Source organism: Cupriavidus sp. 05L310, assembly GCF_056398185.1.
This window is the reverse complement of sequence record NZ_JBFTOX010000013.1, coordinates 137,281-157,039: the sequence shown is the minus strand read 5'-3', so window position 1 is coordinate 157,039 and position 19,759 is coordinate 137,281. Positions and strand designations below refer to the sequence as shown.

General features: G+C 67.7%; 13 protein-coding genes, 1 tRNA gene and 1 pseudogene. 8 read left to right on the top strand and 7 right to left on the bottom strand.

Annotated features, from left to right (window positions below):
* Positions 1-878: 878 nt before the first annotated feature.
* The 5 genes and pseudogenes from hpnI to AC1DS6_RS12220 all read left to right on the top strand — a co-directional run.
* Entirely contained in the window at positions 879-2,186 is a 1,308-nt protein-coding gene (hpnI, locus tag AC1DS6_RS12240) for a bacteriohopanetetrol glucosamine biosynthesis glycosyltransferase HpnI (RefSeq protein WP_441625491.1), read from the top strand.
* Entirely contained in the window at positions 2,183-3,604 is a 1,422-nt protein-coding gene (gene hpnJ / locus AC1DS6_RS12235; RefSeq protein ID WP_441625493.1) for a hopanoid biosynthesis associated radical SAM protein HpnJ, read from the top strand. The genes hpnI and hpnJ overlap by 4 nt, the downstream gene beginning before the upstream one ends.
* 17 nt (positions 3,605-3,621) lie before the next feature.
* The gene (hpnK, locus tag AC1DS6_RS12230) at positions 3,622-4,464 is read left to right on the top strand and encodes a hopanoid biosynthesis-associated protein HpnK (RefSeq protein WP_441625495.1); all 843 of its coding nucleotides are present in this window, start codon (positions 3,622-3,624) and stop codon (positions 4,462-4,464) included.
* A gap of 55 nt (positions 4,465-4,519) precedes the next feature.
* Positions 4,520-5,515, top strand: coding sequence for a lysylphosphatidylglycerol synthase domain-containing protein (locus AC1DS6_RS12225; RefSeq protein WP_441625497.1), 996 nt, complete (start codon positions 4,520-4,522; stop codon positions 5,513-5,515).
* Positions 5,516-5,568: 53 nt separating this feature from the next.
* Positions 5,569-5,934: pseudogene (locus AC1DS6_RS12220) on the top strand (helix-turn-helix domain-containing protein); the annotation flags it as partial.
* A 254-nt stretch (positions 5,935-6,188) separates the two neighbouring features.
* Here the strand turns inward: AC1DS6_RS12220 and AC1DS6_RS12215 are convergent.
* The 6 genes from AC1DS6_RS12215 to AC1DS6_RS12190 form a co-directional block, all read right to left on the bottom strand.
* Positions 6,189-6,899: a hypothetical protein gene (locus AC1DS6_RS12215; protein ID WP_441625499.1), complete on the bottom strand. Its 711-nt coding sequence runs from the start codon at positions 6,897-6,899 to the stop codon at positions 6,189-6,191.
* A gap of 155 nt (positions 6,900-7,054) precedes the next feature.
* Complete coding sequence (locus tag AC1DS6_RS12210; RefSeq protein WP_441625501.1) at positions 7,055-8,293, bottom strand: hypothetical protein; 1,239 nt, start codon at positions 8,291-8,293, stop codon at positions 7,055-7,057.
* 17 nt (positions 8,294-8,310) lie between these two features.
* Positions 8,311-12,060 (bottom strand): tubulin-like doman-containing protein, encoded by a 3,750-nt coding sequence (locus AC1DS6_RS12205; protein WP_441625503.1) that lies wholly within the window; start codon positions 12,058-12,060, stop codon positions 8,311-8,313.
* Positions 12,061-12,127: 67 nt separating this feature from the next.
* Entirely contained in the window at positions 12,128-12,574 is a 447-nt protein-coding gene (locus AC1DS6_RS12200) for a hypothetical protein (RefSeq protein ID WP_441625505.1), read from the bottom strand.
* A 106-nt stretch (positions 12,575-12,680) separates the two neighbouring features.
* Positions 12,681-14,162, bottom strand: coding sequence for a hypothetical protein (locus AC1DS6_RS12195; protein ID WP_441625507.1), 1,482 nt, complete (start codon positions 14,160-14,162; stop codon positions 12,681-12,683).
* Positions 14,159-15,652: a hypothetical protein gene (locus tag AC1DS6_RS12190; RefSeq protein WP_477102534.1), complete on the bottom strand. Its 1,494-nt coding sequence runs from the start codon at positions 15,650-15,652 to the stop codon at positions 14,159-14,161. The genes AC1DS6_RS12195 and AC1DS6_RS12190 overlap by 4 nt, the downstream gene beginning before the upstream one ends.
* A gap of 549 nt (positions 15,653-16,201) precedes the next feature.
* On the opposite strand from AC1DS6_RS12190, the gene AC1DS6_RS12185 reads away from it, so the two are divergent.
* Together AC1DS6_RS12185 and AC1DS6_RS12180 are read left to right on the top strand one after the other, a co-directional pair.
* The gene (locus tag AC1DS6_RS12185) at positions 16,202-17,368 is read left to right on the top strand and encodes an ABC transporter substrate-binding protein (protein WP_441625511.1); all 1,167 of its coding nucleotides are present in this window, start codon (positions 16,202-16,204) and stop codon (positions 17,366-17,368) included.
* Positions 17,369-17,380: 12 nt separating this feature from the next.
* Complete coding sequence (locus tag AC1DS6_RS12180) at positions 17,381-18,274, top strand: NAD(P)-dependent oxidoreductase (RefSeq protein WP_477102533.1); 894 nt, start codon at positions 17,381-17,383, stop codon at positions 18,272-18,274.
* Between the two features lie 19 nt (positions 18,275-18,293).
* Here the strand turns inward: AC1DS6_RS12180 and AC1DS6_RS12175 are convergent, their stop codons facing one another.
* Positions 18,294-19,226, bottom strand: a complete 933-nt coding sequence (locus AC1DS6_RS12175; protein WP_441635340.1) for an alpha/beta hydrolase — start codon at positions 19,224-19,226, stop codon at positions 18,294-18,296.
* Between the two features lie 349 nt (positions 19,227-19,575).
* On the opposite strand from AC1DS6_RS12175, the gene AC1DS6_RS12170 reads away from it, so the two are divergent.
* Positions 19,576-19,660 (top strand) — tRNA-Leu (locus AC1DS6_RS12170).
* Positions 19,661-19,759: the final 99 nt, after the last annotated feature.

Sequence of the window (19,759 nt, the reverse complement as noted above, 5' to 3'; positions counted from 1 at the left end):
TGAGACCTTGGCCGTGATCGCAACACGTATCCATCGCGTGCGGCCGGATCGCGCCAAGCCTCGTCCGCCTCGCCACAAACCTCATCGACATGCTGCTTATAAGGCCTGTTGATGCCTAATTGTTGATGCTTAACTTGGGTGGATTGGGGTAATGACCCGCGGCGCGGCATGCCGCGCTTGCCGGCTTTCAGTGCCCGCGCCGGGCACTGAAAAGGATCTGCCCGAGCCGGTCGGCAGCGCTCCGTAACCCGCTGCCTGTCGGACGGCTGCCGTCCTGGCGCGCTTCAGGACGGCAGCGCCATGTACAGGATCGGGAATGGATTACCGAACGGGTCCGGCGCGGAGCGGCCGATCCGGCGTACATGCTCGTGGAATCCAGCCGCGTGCCCGTTCTGCTTCTTCCCAGACAACAAAGCGCTGTGCGAGGCCGGCCGCGATGGCGAGCAATATGATCAATGACGTCATTTGCGCCAAACAGGGTTAGCAGGCACCCGGGGGCGGCAGCCATGCCACGCATTGTCATGAAACGATAATCACTTTCTGTCAGCACATTTCATTTGAAAATGATTACCAATAGCATAAGCGAAAATTAATCGGCATAACCTTACAAACTCATTTCAAAACAAATATTATTTTTAAGGAATTCATGGAATTTCTTATATCGATTGCCCTATGATTAACCGGCAGAAAATCCACGCACAATGAATGCGGTGATTGGACCGGGAGCCTTCGATGCAGGTGACTTTTTTCCAGCGCGGTTGCATCCGGCTCGAACTGCCTGTTGATCCTCGCATTGATCTTCCCGCGGCCCTTCGGATGGAAGTGCCTGGCGGTGATGCCAGGGGGAGCAACGCCGTTCGTGCCAGCGGCTGCCCAAGATGAACTGGGGCACACTGCCGGACGTCGCGCTGGCGTGCGTGGCGGCAGGCTATGCCATCGCCGCGGTACTGGCCAGCCGGCGCGCGCCGGCGCAGGCCGCCATCCCTTGCGCCGCCCCGGAAGACGCCGGCCTGCACCCGGTCAGCGTGCTCAAGCCGCTGTGCGGTGCCGCCCCCCAGCTTTATGAGAACCTTGCAGGCCTGTGCCGGCAACGGCATCCGGCGTTCCAGCTGGTGTTCGGCGTCCATGCGGCGGACGATCCCGCCATCGCGGTGGTGGCGCGGCTGCGCGCGGAATTTCCGGCATGCGACATTGCCCTGGTGACCGACTCCCGGGTGCACGGCAGCAACCTCAAGGTCAGCAACCTGATCAACCTGCTGCCACAAGCGCGCCATCCCTGGCTGTTGATTGCCGACAGTGACATTGCGGCGCCCCCGGATTACCTGGCCCGCGTCACCGCGCCGCTGGCCGACGCCGCGGTTGGCGTGGTGACCTGCCTGTACCGCGGCAGGGCCGCAGGCGGACTATGGTCACGGGTCGGCGCGCAGTTTATCGACGACTGGTTCGCGCCCTCCGTGCGCATCGCCCACGGCGGCGGCTCGCGCCGCTTCTCCTTCGGCGCGACGATTGCCCTGCGGCGAGAGGTACTCGACGCCATCGGTGGATTCGCGCCCCTGGCCAACCGGCTCGCCGACGATTTCTGGCTTGGCGAGCTGACCCGCCGCAGCGGCTTGCGTACCGTGCTATCGGACGTCGTGGTGAGCACGGACGTGACGGAAACGCATCTGCCCGCGCTGTGGGCGCACGAACTGCGCTGGCTGCGCACCATCCGTTCCATCAACCCTCCCGGCTTTGCCTTTACCTTCATCACCTTTACCTGGCCCGTGCTGGCGCTGGCCGCCTGGCTATCGCCGCAGCCTCTGGTGCTGGCCGTGGCGCTGGCCGGTATCTTGGCGCGCAGCGTGCTGGCGGGCAGCGCCGCCGCGGCCTTGCGCGCGCCGCTGCGCGACGCGCTGCTGCTCGTCGAATGGGCGGCCGCGCTGTTCGGCGAGAAGGTGCGCTGGCGTGACCAGGTCATGTCGGTACGCGATTACCCCGCCGCTGCCGCCGCGCCCCGCCCGGAGTTCGCGAGCCCGCACTCCGGCCCTGTTCCGCAACAAGGCACCGGCACGCAAGCGGTCACTGGCTTTGCCGCCGGCATGATGGCGCTGCCCCTTTCCCTGCAGGCCGATGGCGCGGACAATGACGAGCGCGACCGCTCTCCCGCCCCGTCTGCAAACGGCATGTTTCCACAGAGACCGCTATGAGAACGCTCTTCCTGCAGGCCCCTTCCTTCGATGGTTTCGACGGCGGCGCCGGTTCGCGCTACCAGGCCAAGCGCGAGATCAAATCGTTCTGGTATCCCACCTGGCTGGCCCAGCCCGCCGCGCTGGTGCCCGACAGCCGCGTGCTGGATGCGCCGGCCGACGGCCTGGACGCACAGGCCACGCTAGATATCGCCGCCGGCTTCGACCTGGTCATCATCCACACCAGCACGCCGTCCTTCCCGACCGACGCGAAGTTCGCCGAGGAACTGAAGAAGCGCAAGCCTGGCGTGCTGATCGGCATGGTGGGCGCCAAGCCGGCGGTAGACCCGGGTGGCACGCTGGGCGCCAGCACCGCCATCGATTTCGTGTGCCGCGAGGAATTCGACTACACCTGCCAGGATGTGGCGGCGGGCAAGCCGCTCAAGGACGTGCCGGGCCTGAGCTACCGCCTGCCGGACGGCTCGCTGGAGCACAACGGCCCGCGCCCGATGATAGAAAACATGGACGCACTGCCCTTTGTGGCGCCCGTGTACAAGCGTGACCTGAAGATCGACAACTACTTCATCGGCTACCTGAAGCACCCCTACGTGTCGATCTACACCGGCCGGGGCTGCCGCTCGAAGTGCACCTTCTGCCTGTGGCCGCAGACCGTGGGCGGGCACCGCTACCGCACCCGCTCGCCGGAGAGCGTGATCGCCGAGGTGAAGTGGATCAAGGAGAACATGCCTGAGGTGAAGGAGATCATGTTCGACGACGACACCTTCACCGACTTCAAGCCGCGTGTGGAAGAAATCGCGCGCGGCCTGGGCAAGCTCGACGTGACGTGGTCGTGCAACGCCAAGGCCAACGTGCCGTACAGCACGCTCAAGATCATGAAGGAAAACGGGCTGCGCCTGCTGCTGGTGGGTTACGAATCCGGCGACGACCAGATCCTGCTGAACATCAAGAAGGGCCTGCGCACCGACATCGCGCGACGCTTCACCGAGGACTGCCGCAAGCTCGGCATCACCATCCACGGCACCTTTATCCTGGGCCTGCCGGGCGAGACCCGCGAGACCATCGAGAAAACCATCGAGTACGCCAAGGACATCAACCCGCACACCATCCAGGTATCGCTGGCGGCGCCCTATCCGGGCACCACGCTGTACCGCCAGGCGGTGGAAAACGGCTGGCTGGAAGAGAACAAGGTCATCAACCTGGTCAACGACAAGGGCGTGCAGCTCGCCGCGATCAGCTACCCGCACCTCTCCAGGGAGGAGATCTATCACGGCGTGGAGACCTTCTACAAGCGCTTCTACTTCCGCCCCGGCAAGATCTGGGAGATCGTGCGCGAGATGCTGGGCAGCTGGGAGATGATGAAGCGGCGCCTGCGCGAAGGCGTGGAGTTCTTCCGTTTCCTGCGTTCGCACGAAGCGTGAGCCCGGCGCAAGACAAGATGACAGGGCAGACCGCGGTGGCATCGCCACGCGCGCTGATCCTCACCGCGGACGATTTCGGGCTGCATCCCGCCGTCAACGAGGCGGTTGAGATGGCCTGCCGCGATGGCGTGCTCAACGCGGCCAGCCTGATGGTGGCCGCGCCTGCCGCCGCCGACGCGGTGGCGCGCGCGCGCCGCCTGCCCGGCCTGCGGGTGGGGCTGCACCTGGTGCTGGCCGACGGGCCCGCGATGCTGCCGCCCGCACGGATCCCGGCGCTGGTCGACGCGCAAGGCCGCTTCGGCTCCGCCATGGCACGTGACGGCTGCCGCTTCTTCTTCCTGCCCGGGGCGCGGCGGCAGCTTGCCGCCGAGATCCGCGCGCAGTTCGAAGCCTTTGCAGCCACCGGGCTGGCACTGGACCACGTCAACGCCCACAAGCATTTCCATCTGCATCCCACCGTGCTGTCGCTGACGCTGGCGATCGGCCGCGAGTTCGGCCTGCGCGCCGTGCGCCTGCCGCGCGAGCACCGCGCGCCGCTGCTGCTGCGGCCCTGGCTCGCGCTATTGCGGCGCCGCCTTGCCGCCGCGGGCGTGGCGCACAACGATTACGTGGTGGGCATCGCCAATAGCGGCGCCATGGACGAAGCCACGCTGCTGGCCGCGCTCGCGCGCCTGCCCGCGGGCGTGGGTGAGATCTACTTCCATCCCGCCGTGGTATCGGGCGCCGAAGTCACGGCCACCATGCGCGGCTATCGCCATGCCGACGAACTGGCCGCGCTGCTGTCGCCACGCGTGCGCGCCGCGCTGGACCGGACCGCGCCGCGCCGAGGCGGCTTCGCCGACGTGCTGGCCCCGGCATGAAGGGCACGGCAATGCTGGCGGCAACACCAGCGGCAACCCTGGCCGCAAACACGCGATGAAGCGGCTGATCTACCTGTCCGGCCTGCTCGGCCTGCTTGGCCTGACCCTGCTGATCAGCCACGAGGGCGCGAGCGACGTGGCCCGCATCGTCGCCGATGGCGGCTGGCTGTTGCTGCTGCTCGTGCCCTTCCACGCGCTGCCCCTGCTGCTGGACGCACAGGGCTGGCGCGTGCTGCTGACCTCGGCCGATCCCGGAGAGCGCGCCGGCCTGGGCTTCCTCTGGTGGGTGGCCACCGTGCGCGAAGCCGTCAACAGGCTTCTGCCCACCGCCAGCGTGGGCGGTGAACTGGCCGGCATCCACCTGACCCGCCTGCGCATCCACGACACCACCGCAATCACCGCCAGCATCGTGGTGGAAGTCATGGTGACGCTGTTCGCGCAATACCTCTTCTCCGCGCTGGGCGTGATGCTGCTGATACTCGCGATGCACGATGGCGGCCAGGCGTGGGTGATCCTGCTCGGACTGGCGCTATCTCTCCCCGTGCCGGTACTGTTCGCGCTCTCGCTGCGTCACAGCGCCATCTTCGAGCGCCTGGAGGGTGCCGCCAAGCGCCTGTTCGGCGGGGACCACAGGCTGGTGGCGCTGATCGACGGCGCTCGCCTCGACGCCGCCATCCGCGCGCTCAATGCGCGCCACGGCGAACTTGCGGCCGCGCTCGCCTGGCAGCTCGCCGGTTTTCTCGCGGGCACGCTGGAAATCTGGTTCGCGCTGATGCTGCTGGGCCATCCGGTGCCGTTCTGGCAGGCCATCGCCATCGAATCGCTGACCCAGGCAGCGCGCCATGTCGCCTTCTTCGTGCCGGCCGGGCTGGGCGTGCAGGAGGCCGTCGTGATGCTGCTGGGCCATCTGCTCGGGGTGGACCCGCAAGTGTCGCTGTCGCTGGCGCTGGTCAAGCGCGCACGCGAGGTGCTGTTCGGCGTGCCGGCATTGTTGTCATGGCAATGGGTGGAACTGCGCCGCTGGCGGCGGGAGGCGGCGGCGCCAAGGTAAGTGCCAACCCGCGCCGCACGCAACTCCGCTGTCCGCCTGGCCCCCCGCAAATCCTGGCGGAAGCGCAGGCCAATGTCATCATGCCGCGCCGCCGCGAAGAAATGACCAGCGCGCGCGTGCGCGGCCATCTGCAGCATACGCAACCCGGCTGGCCGGACCTTGCCGCCACCGCCGACGCGCTGCACATGTCGGTCTCTACGCTGCAGCGTCGCCTGGCCACGGAAGGCACCTCATTCCAGGCGCTGAAGGATGAACTGCGCCGCGACATCGCCATCGTCCGGCTGAACACCAGCAAGGTGCCGCTGGCCGCGCTGGCGCAGGAACCGGGATTTACCGACAGCGCGGCATTCCAGCGCGCATTCAAGGGATGGACAGGTAGTGCGCCGGGAACGTATCGCCGGGGTGACAGCGGCGGCTAGCCGGCCGGTGTCCGCAGTACGATCACGGACTGCGAAGGGGGTACCGGATTACGGGAGGGGATTATCGTGCCGACTGCATGGGCACGACGTAGCTCGGCGTTCTCGCCGAATCGCGAGCTTCCTGCAAGGCCACGCCTCCCTGGCGTCGAGGCGTGGTACGGACAGCGCAGACTACGGCCCGCCTATCGCGGGCACGTGATGATTCCGTTCGATGCGCCGCGCGGGCGACTCGACTGCTGACGGCTGCCGGCGACTCAGCGCGAGGCCACCAGCACGCCGGTGTTGCCGTCCCAGACCAGCTGGGTGTTCAGGTCGCGCGTGGTATTGAGCTTGCCGTTCACGTAGAGGTTGGTCTTCATCGCGTAGGTGCCCTGCGGAGCGCTATCCGGCAGCTTGAGCTCGAAGGAATTTTCGAAGCGGCCGGCCGAGTTCGCGGTGAATGGCTTGGTGCTGGCCCGGATAGGGTTGCCGTCGGGGGCGTAAACCTGCAGCTCCTCGCGGACTTCCTGCACCGGCTTGTTGGTGCCATTGACCAGCTCCACCGAGGAACTGACCTTGACCGGCTGGCCGCGCTTCACCACCTGGCTGCTCAGTTGCGGCGAATAGGACACCACCATCGGCTCGCGCGGCGCCGTGCCGCGGGTCTTGCGGTAGTCGACATCGGCCTGCGCAGCGGTCTTGGTCTGGCGCGACTGGACATTGATCGCCAGGCACGCGACGGCGCCCGTTGCGCCACCCAGCGCGGCGCCTGCGAGGGCGCCCTTCGTGCCGCCGAGAATGGCACCCAGCATCGCGCCCGCGGCCGCGCCGACCAGCGCGCCGGTGCCCACGCCGCAGGGATCTTCTGTAGCCGCACTGCTCTGCGGCCGGCCGGGGCCGCCCGGCTGGGAAGCCGCGCAGCCGCCCAGCAAAGCCAGGACCGAAAGATAGACAACGGCGTGCTGGGCCGGCTTGATGCGTTTCATCGGGGTATCCAAGGTGGGTTAGCAGTAGGTGTGGAACGAGGTCAATCGAAACAAACGGGAAAGATGTGGTGAGACCAGTCGGCAGCTACGCGGCAACCTTGGCCGCGCGTGCGCGGCGGCCATGCAGAAGCCGCCCTGCGCGGCGCGGCTCCCGGTCACTTGATGGTCGTCTCATCCCTGAGGTATTGCAGTTCGCGCTCGCGGATGCGGCGCCCCAGGCTGATGGCTTGCGGGTTGTTGGGGTCGATCCGCCGGGCGCTTTCAACATAGGTCTTGGCCGCGTCGAACTTCATCTGCGAAAGCGCCTGATCGGCATCGCGCAGGAACGACTGGGCCAGGTCGGCCTGGGGATTGCGCGCGGCCGGTGCCGGTGCCGATGGAAGCGCCGGCGGCCTGACCCCGGTCGCCTGGACTACGGCGGTGGCCGGGTCCGCGGACGCGCGGTTGGCCTCCTGTGCGCGTGCGGCATCCTGCGATCGCGCGGCTTCCTGCACCTGCGCGCGCAGCGCCGCCAGATCCAGGTCTTCGCGATTGCGCGCCTGCACCTGGTCGAGCGCGGCGCGGGCAGCGCCGATATTGCCTTCCGTAATGTGCTGGCGCGCTTCCGCGCCGGCCGCCGCGGCGGCGGCCAGGGCCTGCTCGACCTGCTGGCGCAAATCCTTGGCGGTTGCGGTATCGGCGCAGGGCGCGCCAAGCTGGTCCAGCCCATTGCGGGCGCTGAGCAGCCGGCGCTCGCTGATGCGGCTGGCGATGGTGCGGAAGCTGCGCTGGCACGCCGCCAGCGCAGCCTCTGCCTTGTCCGCGGCGGCCTGCAGATCCACCGCCTTGACACGTGCCTGCCCGCTGCAAGAGGCCGCGGCAAGCCCGGCCTGGGCGCGCGCCGAGGCCGGATCGCCCGCTGCGAGGTGCCTGGCGCCGGCGACCAGCGCCTGCTCGCAGGCCTGGTTCTTCTCCCCCGACTTGCCGACCATGTACAAACCAACCACGGCGGCAGCCACCACGCCTGCGGCCACCATCAGGCCGCGGCCCTTGCGGGGGGGCTTGGGTCTGGATTCGGCTTCGGCCCTGGTTTCGGGCTTGGTTTCGGCCTTGACCTTGGCCTTGCCTTCGTCTTTCTCCTGGGCCTTAGGCTTGGGCTTGGGCTGGGGCGGCGGCTTGGCCGCCACAGGCTGGGGCGCGGGCGCGGCGCTCACCGCTTCCTGCGCGGCCGGCGTCGATTGTGCCGCAACCGGTGCCGACGCCTCAGGCGCCGGCATGGACACGCCAGCCACGGGCTGGCTGGCCGGCGGCGCCTGAGGCGTATCCGCGACGGCGTCGCCCACCGCCTTGCCGCAGTAGGGGCAGTGACTTACCGCGTCGTACAGACGCGCTTCACAAGCTAGACAGTTTTCCAAGACTCACCCCAACGACATCAGGACAGCGGCGGCGGCATCAGCGGCGCGGCCGCGAACGGCGAAGCACCCTGCAGCACCACGGCCAGTTCAGGCACCTGGTTCAGCTCCAGCCAGCCGGCCAGGCCGGCACGCCAGACCTTGGTGCCCGCCAGGGCGATCTGCCCGGCCTGCAGCATCTGCCCGATCTGGCTGGCCTGGAACGGACCGTACTGCTGGCCGTTCACGCCGAGGTGGTACTGGTGTTCCACCAGGGGCGGCGGCATGCCGCCCAGCGGCGGAGGCGTGCCAGGCGCGGGCGGCATGCCCGGCGCGGCCATCAGGCCTGGCATGGCCGCTTGCGGGATCGTTGCCTGCGGGATGGCCGTGGCGGCGGCCGCGGGCTGCCCTTGCAGCAGCGCCTCCAGGCGGCCGGGTTCCAGCATCTCCGCATTGAGCATGAACTTCAGGCGCAGCGGACCGTCGTCGTCGGCCTCCCGCACTTCCCATTCGTAGGCATCGGCGTCCGATTCCGCGATCACCGTGGCCCAGGGCTTGAGGTTGCCCAGCAGCCGGTTCACCGCTTGCTTGACCTCGCTGTCGGACAGGCCCTGGCGGCGCGCGCGCTCGTTGAGTTCGGCGGCGGCCTCGGCCGCGATGGCGCTGGCAAAGCCCTTGCGCTCCTGCTCGGCACCGTTGCCGTCGGCCACCAGCTTGGACGTGTAGACCGCGCTCTCGTAGTACTCGCACAGGGCGGCCAGTGCCGCGGTCTGCCAGGGGCCCATCTCGGCGATGCGATCCTGCACGCGCTCGACGATGGCTTCGCGGTAAGCCGGCGGCAAGCCGTTCTGGCGCACCGCGCGCTCGTTGCCGATGCGCCGCACGTCGCCGCGCGCTACCGCGAACTGGTACTGGCCGGGCGGCACCACGCGCTGGCTCGAGCGGGTCAGCACGCCCAGCATCACGGCGTAGAGGAACTGCTTGAAGTCTTCCGCCAGGCGGTTGAGCTCATCCGTGTTCGGCGCGATCGGATGGCTGAACTGGGTGGCGTCGATATGCGTGTGCGTGGGGCTCTTTTCCGCCTCCTTGCGGTAGCTGGTGCGCCAGCCTTCCAGCCCGCGCAGCACCGTCATGGGCACGCCCGAGAGTTCGCAATAGCAGACCGCGCGCCCCGGCACGCCGGTCTCGACGATGGAGAGCTGGGCCGTGGTAATGCCGGCTTGCGTCGGAATGCAGGCCTCCAGCTCGACGCTGAACCTGCGCTTGAATTCGTCCGCGCCGGCCACACCGATAAAGCATTTGTACTGGTCGGCCTTGACCGTGAAATCGCCCGCCATGTTGGCGTCGATCCACGGCATGGCACAGGCCAGCAGCTTGCGGAAATGGTTCATGCGCTCGGCCGAGCTCATCTGCTCCAGCGCTTCGAGCAGCGGATCGGTGGCGGGCGCATCGCCGTCCACGGCGCTGACCAGCACCAGCTGGCGCTCGGCCATGCGCTTGACCTTGGTCAGTATCTGGCTGCGCTGGTCGGTATCGGCCAGCATCGGGAACAGGGCCTTGGAGCCGCCCAGGTCCTTGAAGGCTTCATCGGCCCACTCGCGCAGCTGGATAGCGCCGGGCATCGGCACCTCACGTTCGCCCGCGTCGATGGCGATCAGGGTCGCGTGGTCCTTCTTCAGCTCGTGCTGCAGGATGGCGTTGGCGCGCTGCAACTGGGCCAGCATGTCCAGGACCGATTCGCGCCCGGCCTGCAGCTCGCCCACCAGCCCGTTCCACACCGGCTTGCCCGCGGCGTCCACTCCCACGCGGCGCCCCAGCCAGGCCGACAGTTCGGTAAGCAGCAGCGCGGCTTCCTCGGCCGCCTTGGCGCGCAGGTGGAACTTGAGCGCATTGGCAATTTCGATGCGCAGGTGGTCCATCACCTGCACGGCCTGCTTCTCGCCGCCGCCGAAGAAGCCGCCCTTGGTCTGCTCCAGGTTGGCCAGCAGGCGCTCCAGTTCGCGGCTGCGCACGGCTTCCTTGATCTCGCGGTAGCGCTCGGCATTGTTGTTGAGCGCGGCGGTCAGTCCGCTGCCCGGCGCTTCCAGGCGGTCGTTGATCTGCTCGACCAGCGACAGCACGTACTCCAGGCCGCCGAAATCCTTGTTGTCCAGGTAGCCGTAGAGCTGGTCGCGCATGACGCGCTTGATGCGGTCGAGCACTTCGCGGCGGCGCTTGGAGACGCGGTCCTCCGTCGTATCCGCCGCGGAGTCCTGGTCGCGCACCGCATCGCGCTCGAGCTGCTTGATCGCTTCGCGTACCTGGGTAGGCCATTCGGCCCGATCGAAGCCGCTGCGGATCTCGTCGATCCGCGTATTGACACGCTGGTCCACGCCCGCGACCAGCAGGCCGTGCTTGTCCTGCAACAGTTCCTCGACCAGGAAATAGTCGAGGAACTCGCCGCTCGAACGCTTCAGTTCCACGCTCTTGTCGGAGAACTCGGGGAAGTCGCTGAACGGCGCGGCGCGCAGGGCCATGTGGTTGGCCATGAACTCGTCGCGCTGCTTGTCGGTGGCGCGGTTGGCGCCAAGGTCGTTGCCGCCGACGCCGAAGAAGGCCTTGAGCATTTCGCCGGCCCAGCGATGCGCGCGTTCGTCGCGGCGGGATTCCTGGCGCGTGTCCAGCACCGCCTGGCCCATCGCGGAATAGCGCTTCGAATAAGACAGCCGCATGTCCGCGAAGCGGTTCTTGGGTACCAGCGCGTCATGCAGGAAATTCTTGTGGTGCGCCTGGTTGACTGCCACGGAACGCTTGCGGCGCGCAAAGTCGCCCGAGGCGAAGTCCTCGAACAAGGCGTCGGCCACCATGTGATAGATATCGCCCACATCCTTGGTGTGCTGCTGCGCCAGGTTCCCGGAATCGATCAGGTACACCTCGTTGTAGGGCTCGCGCTTGAGCTCCGGCTGGTCATAGGCATCCCAGCGGCCCACGTAGCCGCGGTTGCCCAGCATGGCCGACTCCAGCTCCATCAGCGCCGCGTAGCCGTTGGCTTCGGTGCGGTCCTTGTTGGCGCCCGAGTATCCGGTGGGCAGGAACAGCATCAGTTCCACGTCGGCGCTGCCGACCTCGGTGCCGGCGAGCCAGCGGGCCAGCAGGCCCATGTCGAGGAACGCGCCCGATCCCGTGCCGCCCGCCACCGAGCCGACCACGACGATGCGGAACTTGCTGGTCTCCATCTTGAGGCCAAGCTGGTTCAGCTGGCGCTCGTGGGACAGCCCGGCCTTAAGCCCCTTGAGCTTCAGGCGGATCTTGTCGCGCAGCTTGGCGTACTTGTCGAAGAAATACAGGCGCGAAACGGCGCGGATCTGGCCAGCGCCCTTGGACGGGTCAATGCCCAGCTCGCGGATCTTCTTGGGCGTGAGCGGCGACCAGGACTGGATGTGGGGAAAGCGCGCCAGGGAATCGTCGTCCCGGCTGTACTTGTCCATGTCGAAGGACTCGACGATCTTGTCCTCGTCGCTGAACTTGACCAGCTCGTACTGCAGGTCCTCGGCCTGGGCGCGGCCGCTGTCGATGACGGCGCCGGAGTCCAGGTCGAACTGGATAAACTGCGCCACCGGGAAATCCGCCAGGCTTTCGACGCGCGTGCGCATGCCCGAGCCGCCCCAGAGCGTGTTGAGGATGCGCCGCCGCACCCGCATCAGCACCTCCATGCCGGTGCCGCCGACGCCGATGAACAGTGTCGGGCGCAGCTCGATGCTCTGCTCCTGCTTGCGCTCGGCGCGAATACTCTGATTGATGGTGTCGGACATGTTCTCTCCCCTTCCTGCGCTCTTGGCTTACTCTTGCTTGCGGTCTTGATGCGGCCTTGATGCGGCCTTACTTGCGGCCCGAGACCAGCATCAGCACCAGCGCCACCAGGCCCACCAGCGCCACCGGGCCCATGATCAGCGGCGTCAGGAACTTGGCGGCATTGACGGCAGACAGCACCACGCCCGTCGCCAGGCTGGAGAGGAAGACGAACAGCCACCAGGCTGACGCATTGGCCTTGTTGGGCGGCACGCGCTTGCCCACCAGCGTATTGGCATAGGCGTTGCGGGCGAAGAAGAAGCCGATGAACAGCAACAGCAGGATGCCGCCGCCGATCAGCAGGTCGCGCGAGCCCGTGTCGGCGGTGGCGCCCAGCTCGTTGAGCGAAGCCGGCTGCGAGACTTCCGTGCTCGTGTTCACCATGGCTGGAGCCCCTGCGGCCGGAGCCTGGGCGTTGCCACCTTCGACCGGCGCGGGCAATGCGAAACCGGAATTGTTCTGCTGAGTCTGTGCCATCCCCTCGTTCTCCCTGTTCAATATCAATGCGAGTTCAAAGCGAACTCAAATTCGGATTCAGTGCGGTAACAAATGCGGTATCGGGGGCGATATCAGGCCGGGGCCGTCAGCGCCCGCTGAAGCGCAGCGAATGGCCCTCGGCCGCGTTGCGCACCTGCGGCTTGCCCAGCCCGCGGCGAACCTCGCCGATGGGCTGGCCCGCGTCGTCCTTGAGGACGAGGCGGGCGAACGGCTTGAGCACCACGTGGCGCGGCACCCCGTCCACCAGCAGTTCGTAGCGCTTGCTGCGGCCCGACACCAGCCCGAGCGCACCCGCGCCCAGCACCAGCGCGAGCAGCCCGCCGATCGCCACCAGCAAGGGCAGCAGCGGATACTGGATGCGCACCAGCAGCGGCACGCGCGCCACCGAGGCGCGCACGCTCTCCGGTGGCGTGAAGACTTCGGAAATGGGATCGCCCGGGAACAGCTCGCGCATTTCGCCGGCAAAGCCGTCCGACAGCGCCAGCTGCTGGCCCGCGAGCCCGATCTCGACGGTCATCGGCAGCAGCACCTGCTTGCCCATGGCCGACATGGCCTGCGCCGACCACGGCGAGGGCACCTGCGCCATCGGCAGCGCGAACTGCGCCTGCACCGGCTGGCTGGCACCGGGCTGCAGGTCCTTGACCGCCGCCGGCTCCACCTGCACCGGCACGCTCTGGCCACCGGCGCCCAGCGTGGCATTCACGCCAGCCGAGCGGATCACGTAGGGATAGAACAGGTTCTGCAGCGAGGCCTGCAAGGCCACCGTGGGCACGAGACTGGCCGCGTCCACGTCGAGCACGATGGTGCGCTGGTCGGTACCGAGGCTGGCGCGCACATTGGGCGTGTTCCTGACCAGTTCCGGCACGATCCGCACGGCATCCTGGTCGATCGGCTTGAGCCGCGCCGGCGCGCGCGTCAGCACCTTGGACAGCCGCCCTTCGGCCATGATGCGGCCGAGCGCGTCGGCCGCCGGCTGGCCGTAGGCCAGCGCATACACCATCAGGCCCTTGGCCGCGTACTGCTTGCCCTGGACCGGCATCTTGAGCGGGAATGCCAGGGTCCGGGTGATCGACGGCTCGAGGTGGAGCAGGCGGTAGAAATCGCGGTTGCGCTCCGCAGTCTGCGCGTCGTTGTTAGGGCTGTTCTTGTTATTGGTGAAGATCCAGATGATGCCCGGCGCCGCCTTGAACGGACCGGTGATGGTCTTGGTGACCGCCTCCTGGAAATCGGTGTCGGCCAGCGCCTCGCCCGCGCCCTTGCGGGCCACCGCCAGCGGCGCCAGGCGCCGCGCCACATCGGCAGCGCCTGTGCCCTGGGAAAGCAGGGCCGGCGAGGCATTGCCGGCGGTGCTCTGGCTGAACGCCAGCAGATACACCTTGTCCTCGGCACTGGCCGCGGCGCCCGCGACGGCAGCCACCAGCGGCTTCAGCCGGGAAGCGGGATCGGCATAGAAAGGCTCCATCCAGCCGGAGTTCTGCACCAGGAAGGCCTGTTGCACGCCCGCGGCGCGCGCCGGCACGGCACAGCACAAGATCGCCGCGGCGACCCCAACGACAAATCGCTTCATGCTTGTAGCTTCCAGCCGTCGATGCGAGTGATCAAGGGGTGGTAGGCCCATAGCAGGCCATCATGGACGAACAGGCGCAGACGCCACGGCTCGCTTACGGAGAACGAGTGGAAGGCGATTTCCGTCGATCCGTCGTCCATCACCAGCTTCGCGGGCGTGCGATCGACCGATTGCAGCACCTCGTCCAGGCTTTTCGCCGTCGCGAGCTTGATCCCGACCACCACGCCGTCTTGCGATTCGAGCAGCGGCATCACCACCTCGTCGGTGGCGCCATCGTCGCCATGCTCCGGCTCGACCCAGGGATCGGTCTTGAAGCGGGCTGCGAAACGGTAGTTCACGCTGCCCGAGCACAGGCGCGGCGCTTGCACCGGATGCCGGGCGGGCTGATCGATGCCGAGCTCCAGGTAGCAATATGTGCCTGCGGCATCGTCAAAGCACAGCTGCGACAGATGCCCCACCGGCGAAAGGCTGGCGCAGCCGAAGCGGAAATCCGGCCGGAGATTGTCCGGCCAAGGCCTGAAGCTGGCTTCGCAATCGCCATTGGAAAGCATGCGCAGCAGCAACTGGCCACGCTCGGCGGGCCAGATGGCGATGCGGCCGCTGACCAGCGGCGCATGGAGCGCCCCGGTATCCAGGCCGGCCAGGGAAAGCGCCACCACGGGCCCCGGCGCGCCCTGCGCGTCGGCGCTGGCAAAGCGCACCGAGCCGGCGCCGGCGTCGAGCGGCACCCAGATCCGTTCTGCGAAATGGATGGGGGCGCCAAGCGCCTTGCCCGCGCCGATGTAGTCGACCCCGAAACGCAGTCCCGGCACATCCACGCGCACGCAGGCCAGCCCGGAATCGGTACCGAAGAAGATGCGGCTGGCGCTGCCATCCAGCGCCACTTCGGCTCGCCAGTCCTCGCGCGGGATGCCGGACACCTCCAGCATGCCGCGGCCCTCGTAGTCGACGGGTTCCCAGCGGCCGCTGGCAGGCAGCCGCGCATAGAGCAGCCCCTTGGCAGGATCCAGCGCAAGCAGTACCGGCGCCCGGGTGCCAGCCGGCAGCGAGAAAAACTCGTAGCTGCCTTCCGGCGGCATGCTCAGGCTGTCATCCGGGTCCGTATCGGCGCGCCGGAGGAACGGCTCGCTCAGCCGCAACGGCCGCGCTGCCTGCCTCAGTCCACGGGACGGGCGCGCGCTGCGTTGCAGGATGTCGGCGGCGCCGTGCGGCGGGATCCAGCTTGCGGCCGGCGCCGCCGCGGGCCGCAGCAGGGCATGTCCGGTCTGTGGATCGAACTTGAATTCAGGCGGATAGAGACCTGGTGCCGCCGCGCTTGAACGCCCGCATTGCATCAGCACGCGCAAGTCGTCCTTCGATACGGCTTCCGGCACGGCATGTCTCTGCGTGGTCCGGTCGAGCACGAAGCCACCCCCCTCTTCCGCTGCCATCCAGTCCCCAGAATTCAACTGCCATGCCTTGGAATGCCTGCCCCTATCTTCTGCATTCATTTATCGTTGCCTTCTTTGCTGTCCTTCCCCGCCAGCACGCACCGGGGCGATCAGCCCTTCCGGTAGCGCGGACCCGCGGCGCTGCGCGTGCAGCCCCTCCCCATGCCTGGCCTCGGACACCCGACGGCCGGGGAATGCTCCCGGCGCGATTGCCCGGCGGCCCGCTTGCACCGGCTTTCTATCTGTATAGGTTCTGTGCGATGCTTCCCGCCGTGCGCAAGGTGGGTCTGTGCGATTGGAATGGCGGGTCAGCGCGGCACCTCGCCCGGGTTCCTGTACCCCCACCTTCCCAGCAATAACGGCACGGCAATGGGAATGTTTAGTGCTATTTGCCTCAAAAGAAGCAACTGCGCATTGTCCGGATTTAGGAAGGTTCCTAGCACCCCCCATTCGAAGGGCTTTCCCCTCATTGGCGGGGATTGGCGTTCCGCCCGCATTGACCGGAAACCCGGCGCGGGCGGCCGGGGCGCCCCTCCCGCATGGGGCCGATAAATCGTTAAGATAGCCTTCGCCGCATTACCCAAAAAATAGAACACGAGGAGATCATCCATGCCCCACCCGCGCATCCGCGCCACCCTGCTGGCTTCCGCCCTGCTCCTGGCCGCCCTGCCCGCGCGCGCCGACATCCGCGTGGGCATCGACGTCTCCACCACCGGGCCCGCCGCCTCCATCGGCATCCCCTCCAAGAACGCTGTGCTGATGTGGCCGCCCACCCTGGGCGGCCAGCGCGCGCAATACGTGATCCTGGACGATGGCTCCGACCCCGCCGCCGCGGTGCGCAATGTGCGCAAGCTGATTTCCGAGGAGAAGGTGGACGTGGTGGTCGGCCCCAACATCACGCCGACGGCCATCGCCGCGCTCGATGCGGTGGCTGAGGGCGAGACGCCGATGGTGGCGCTGGCCGCGTCGGCCGCCATCATCGAGCCGCAGACGGACCCGAAGCGGCGCTGGGCGTTCAAGATGCCGCAGAACGATTCGCACATGGCCACGGTGCTCACCGAGTACATGAGCAACCATGGTGTGAAGACGGTGGGCTTCATCGGCTTCAACGATGCTTACGGCGAGAGCTGGTGGCGGGAGTTCTCCAGGCTGGCGGAGCTGCGCAAGATCAAGGTGGTGGCCAACGAGCGCTTCTCGCGCAACGATACTTCGGTAACCGGGCAGGTGCTGAAGCTGATGGCGGCCAACCCGGATGCGATCCTGGTGGCCGGCGCGGGCACGCCTTCGGTACTGCCGCAGAAGACGCTGGCCGAGCGGGGGTATAAAGGGAAGGTGTACCAGACCCACGGCATCGCCACCTGGGACTTCCTGCGGGTAGGCGGCAAGGATGTGGACGGCACGCTGTTCCCGACCGGGCCGGTGGTAGTGGCCCGGCAACTGCCGGACGGCCATCCGGTGAAAAAAGTGGCACTGGATTTCGCGACGCGCTATGAGGCGAAGTACGGCGTGGACAGCATCACGCAGTTTGCCGGGGATGCCTGGGGCGCGTGGATGCTGCTGGACGACGCCGCGCGCCGTGCCGGCAAGAGCGGCGCGCAGCCGGGCACGCGGGAGTTCCGCCACGCCATGCGCGATGCGCTGGAGACCACCACCAACCTGACCATTCCCAATGGCGTGATGAACCTGAGCGTGAAAGACCATCAGGGCTTCGACCAGCGCTCGCGCGTGATGGGCGTGATCCGCGACGGCAAGTTTGCCTACGCGGCCGAGAAATAAGGATGTCTTGACATGAGCAATACGACAGCAACCCCCTCCCAACCCTTGACGATCGGCTTTATCGGGCTGGGCGCCATGGGCACGCCGATGGTGCGCCACCTGCTTGCCGCCGGCCACGGCGTGCGCGCCTGCGTGCGCCGGCCCGAGGCGGCCGACGCGGCCCGCGCGCTGGGCGCGGTGCCCTGCGCCACGCCCGCCGAAGCGGCGCGCGGCGCGGCGGTGGTGTTCACCAATGTCACCTCGTCCGAGGATGTGCGCTCGGTGCTGCTGGGCGAGCACGGCGTGATCGAGGGCGCTGCGCCGGGCACCATCTGCATCGACCATAGCACCATCTCGCCCATCGTCACGCGGGAGATCGCCGCGCGGCTGGCCGAGCGCGGCATCGAGGCGCTGGACTGCCCGGTCTCCGGCGGCACCGTGGGCGCCGAAGCGGCCAGCCTGACCATCATGGCGGGCGGCAAGGCCGAGATGCTGGACCGCGTGCGGCCACTGCTCGCGCTGCTGGGCAAGACCATTACGCATATCGGCGACCACGGCGCCGGCCAGGTTGCCAAGCTGTGCAACCAGATCGCGCAGGTGGTCAATATCGAAGGCATTGCCGAAGCCATGCGGTTCGCACAGGCCCAGCAGGTGGACAGCGGCCGCGTGCTGCAGGCCATGGCCACCGGCATGGCGGGCAGCCGCATGCTGGACATGATGGGGCCGAAGATGGTCGCGCACGACTTTGCCCCGGGCATCGAGGCACGGCTGCACGACAAGGATTTCGGGCTGGCCGCGGAGATCGCCCGCCAGCTCGGGCTGGAACTGCCCGCCATGCAGGCCACCTCGCGCCAGCTCGGCACGCTGATGGACAAGGGCTGGGGGAAGGACGACACCTCGTCGCTACTGCGGGTGCTGGAGGGGTGAGCTGCCGCGCCGCCGGGCGCTAAGCCACGTCCATCATCCTCAGGACCGCACGCAGCAGCGGGCTGTCCGTTTCGGCGAAATCGTCCATCACGTTGAAGTGGTGCCTCCCCGGCATCGGCACATGCGCCGCGCCTGGCGCCGCCGCGTTGGCGGCCCAGCCAGCGCGCAGCAGATCCGTCTGCCGCTGGTATTCCTCGGGCTCCAGCCCGCCCACCGCCGTCACCAGCGGTGCGTCCGTGGCGGGCGGCAGGAAGGCCGGCGAGAGCCGGGCCACATCGCTCTCCGACAGTTTCAGGTCGACCTGCAGGAAAGCGGCGCGCCGAAGCGGCTCCAGATCGTGCAGGCCGCTGACCGACACCACGCCCTTGACCAGATTCGCCGGCAGGTCGCTGCCCACGCGCGGCCACAGGGTGGTGAGCATCATCGCCGCCATATGGCCGCCGACGGAATGCCCGGCCACGAAGATGCGCGACCCGTCATGCCCAAGCCGGTCCGCCGCGCGGTACAGCCATGCCACGCTGCGTACCGCCTGCAGCAGGATGGTCTCCACCGTCACCGCCGGACACAACGAGTAATTGACCACCGCCACCGACACGCCGCACCGTGGCAACGCGCTGGCCACCAGGCTGTGGTCGCGCTTGTCCAGCGCGCGCCAGTAGCCGCCGTGCAGGAATACCAGCAGCGGCGGCGCCTGCCCGGCAACGGCGCCGGGGTCGGCGGGGAAGTAATCGAGCCGCTCGTCCTCGCGGTACGGGCCAGGCTCGCCATCGGCATAGCTCAGGTCTTCCAGCCAGCCGCCCCGCTCGCGCACCTGGCGCGACAGCGCCGCCCAGCGTGCCATATGGATAGCGTTGTCGGGCACCCTGGCCCGGTTGTTGTACTGGACGTCGAAGAAGGCGGGGTCCTGCGACGGCAGCTGCGCAAGACTGGCGAAGGACGGCAGGTCTGACATGGTGCTCCGGGCTTGGATTAGAGACGCGGGCGGCCTTGGCGGCCCGCAGGGGCGATGGCTGCAATCATGCTAGCCGAGTTCGCCAGCTGCCTGGAATCGACAAGATCCCGGATATCGCCTTGCCGCCGATGGTCGTAAAACGTCACCCGCGTGCCGGCCAGGGCCACCGGCAAGGTCCGCCCGCCGACGCCCGAATACCATGACCGGAGCCGCGCCATGCGGACCAGGCAAGGTCGCCAGGGATTCCCTGGCCCGGCCTAGTTGTGACCGCGCTGGATTTGCGGCATAATTCCCGGCTCAGCACCATGCTGGCACGCCGGTTCCCGGCAAATCGGCCAGCATCCACTCAGCCCGGGTGGTGAAACAGGTAGACGCAGGGGACTCAAAATCCCCCGCCGCAAGGCGTGTCGGTTCGAGTCCGACCCCGGGCACCACTGAATTTCCCAAGAAAATGCACCCGCTCCAATAGGGAGCCGTCGCCCTGTTGCGACTGCGTATGGTGCGGCCGCCTGACCGGCTGGCCCGATCCGGGC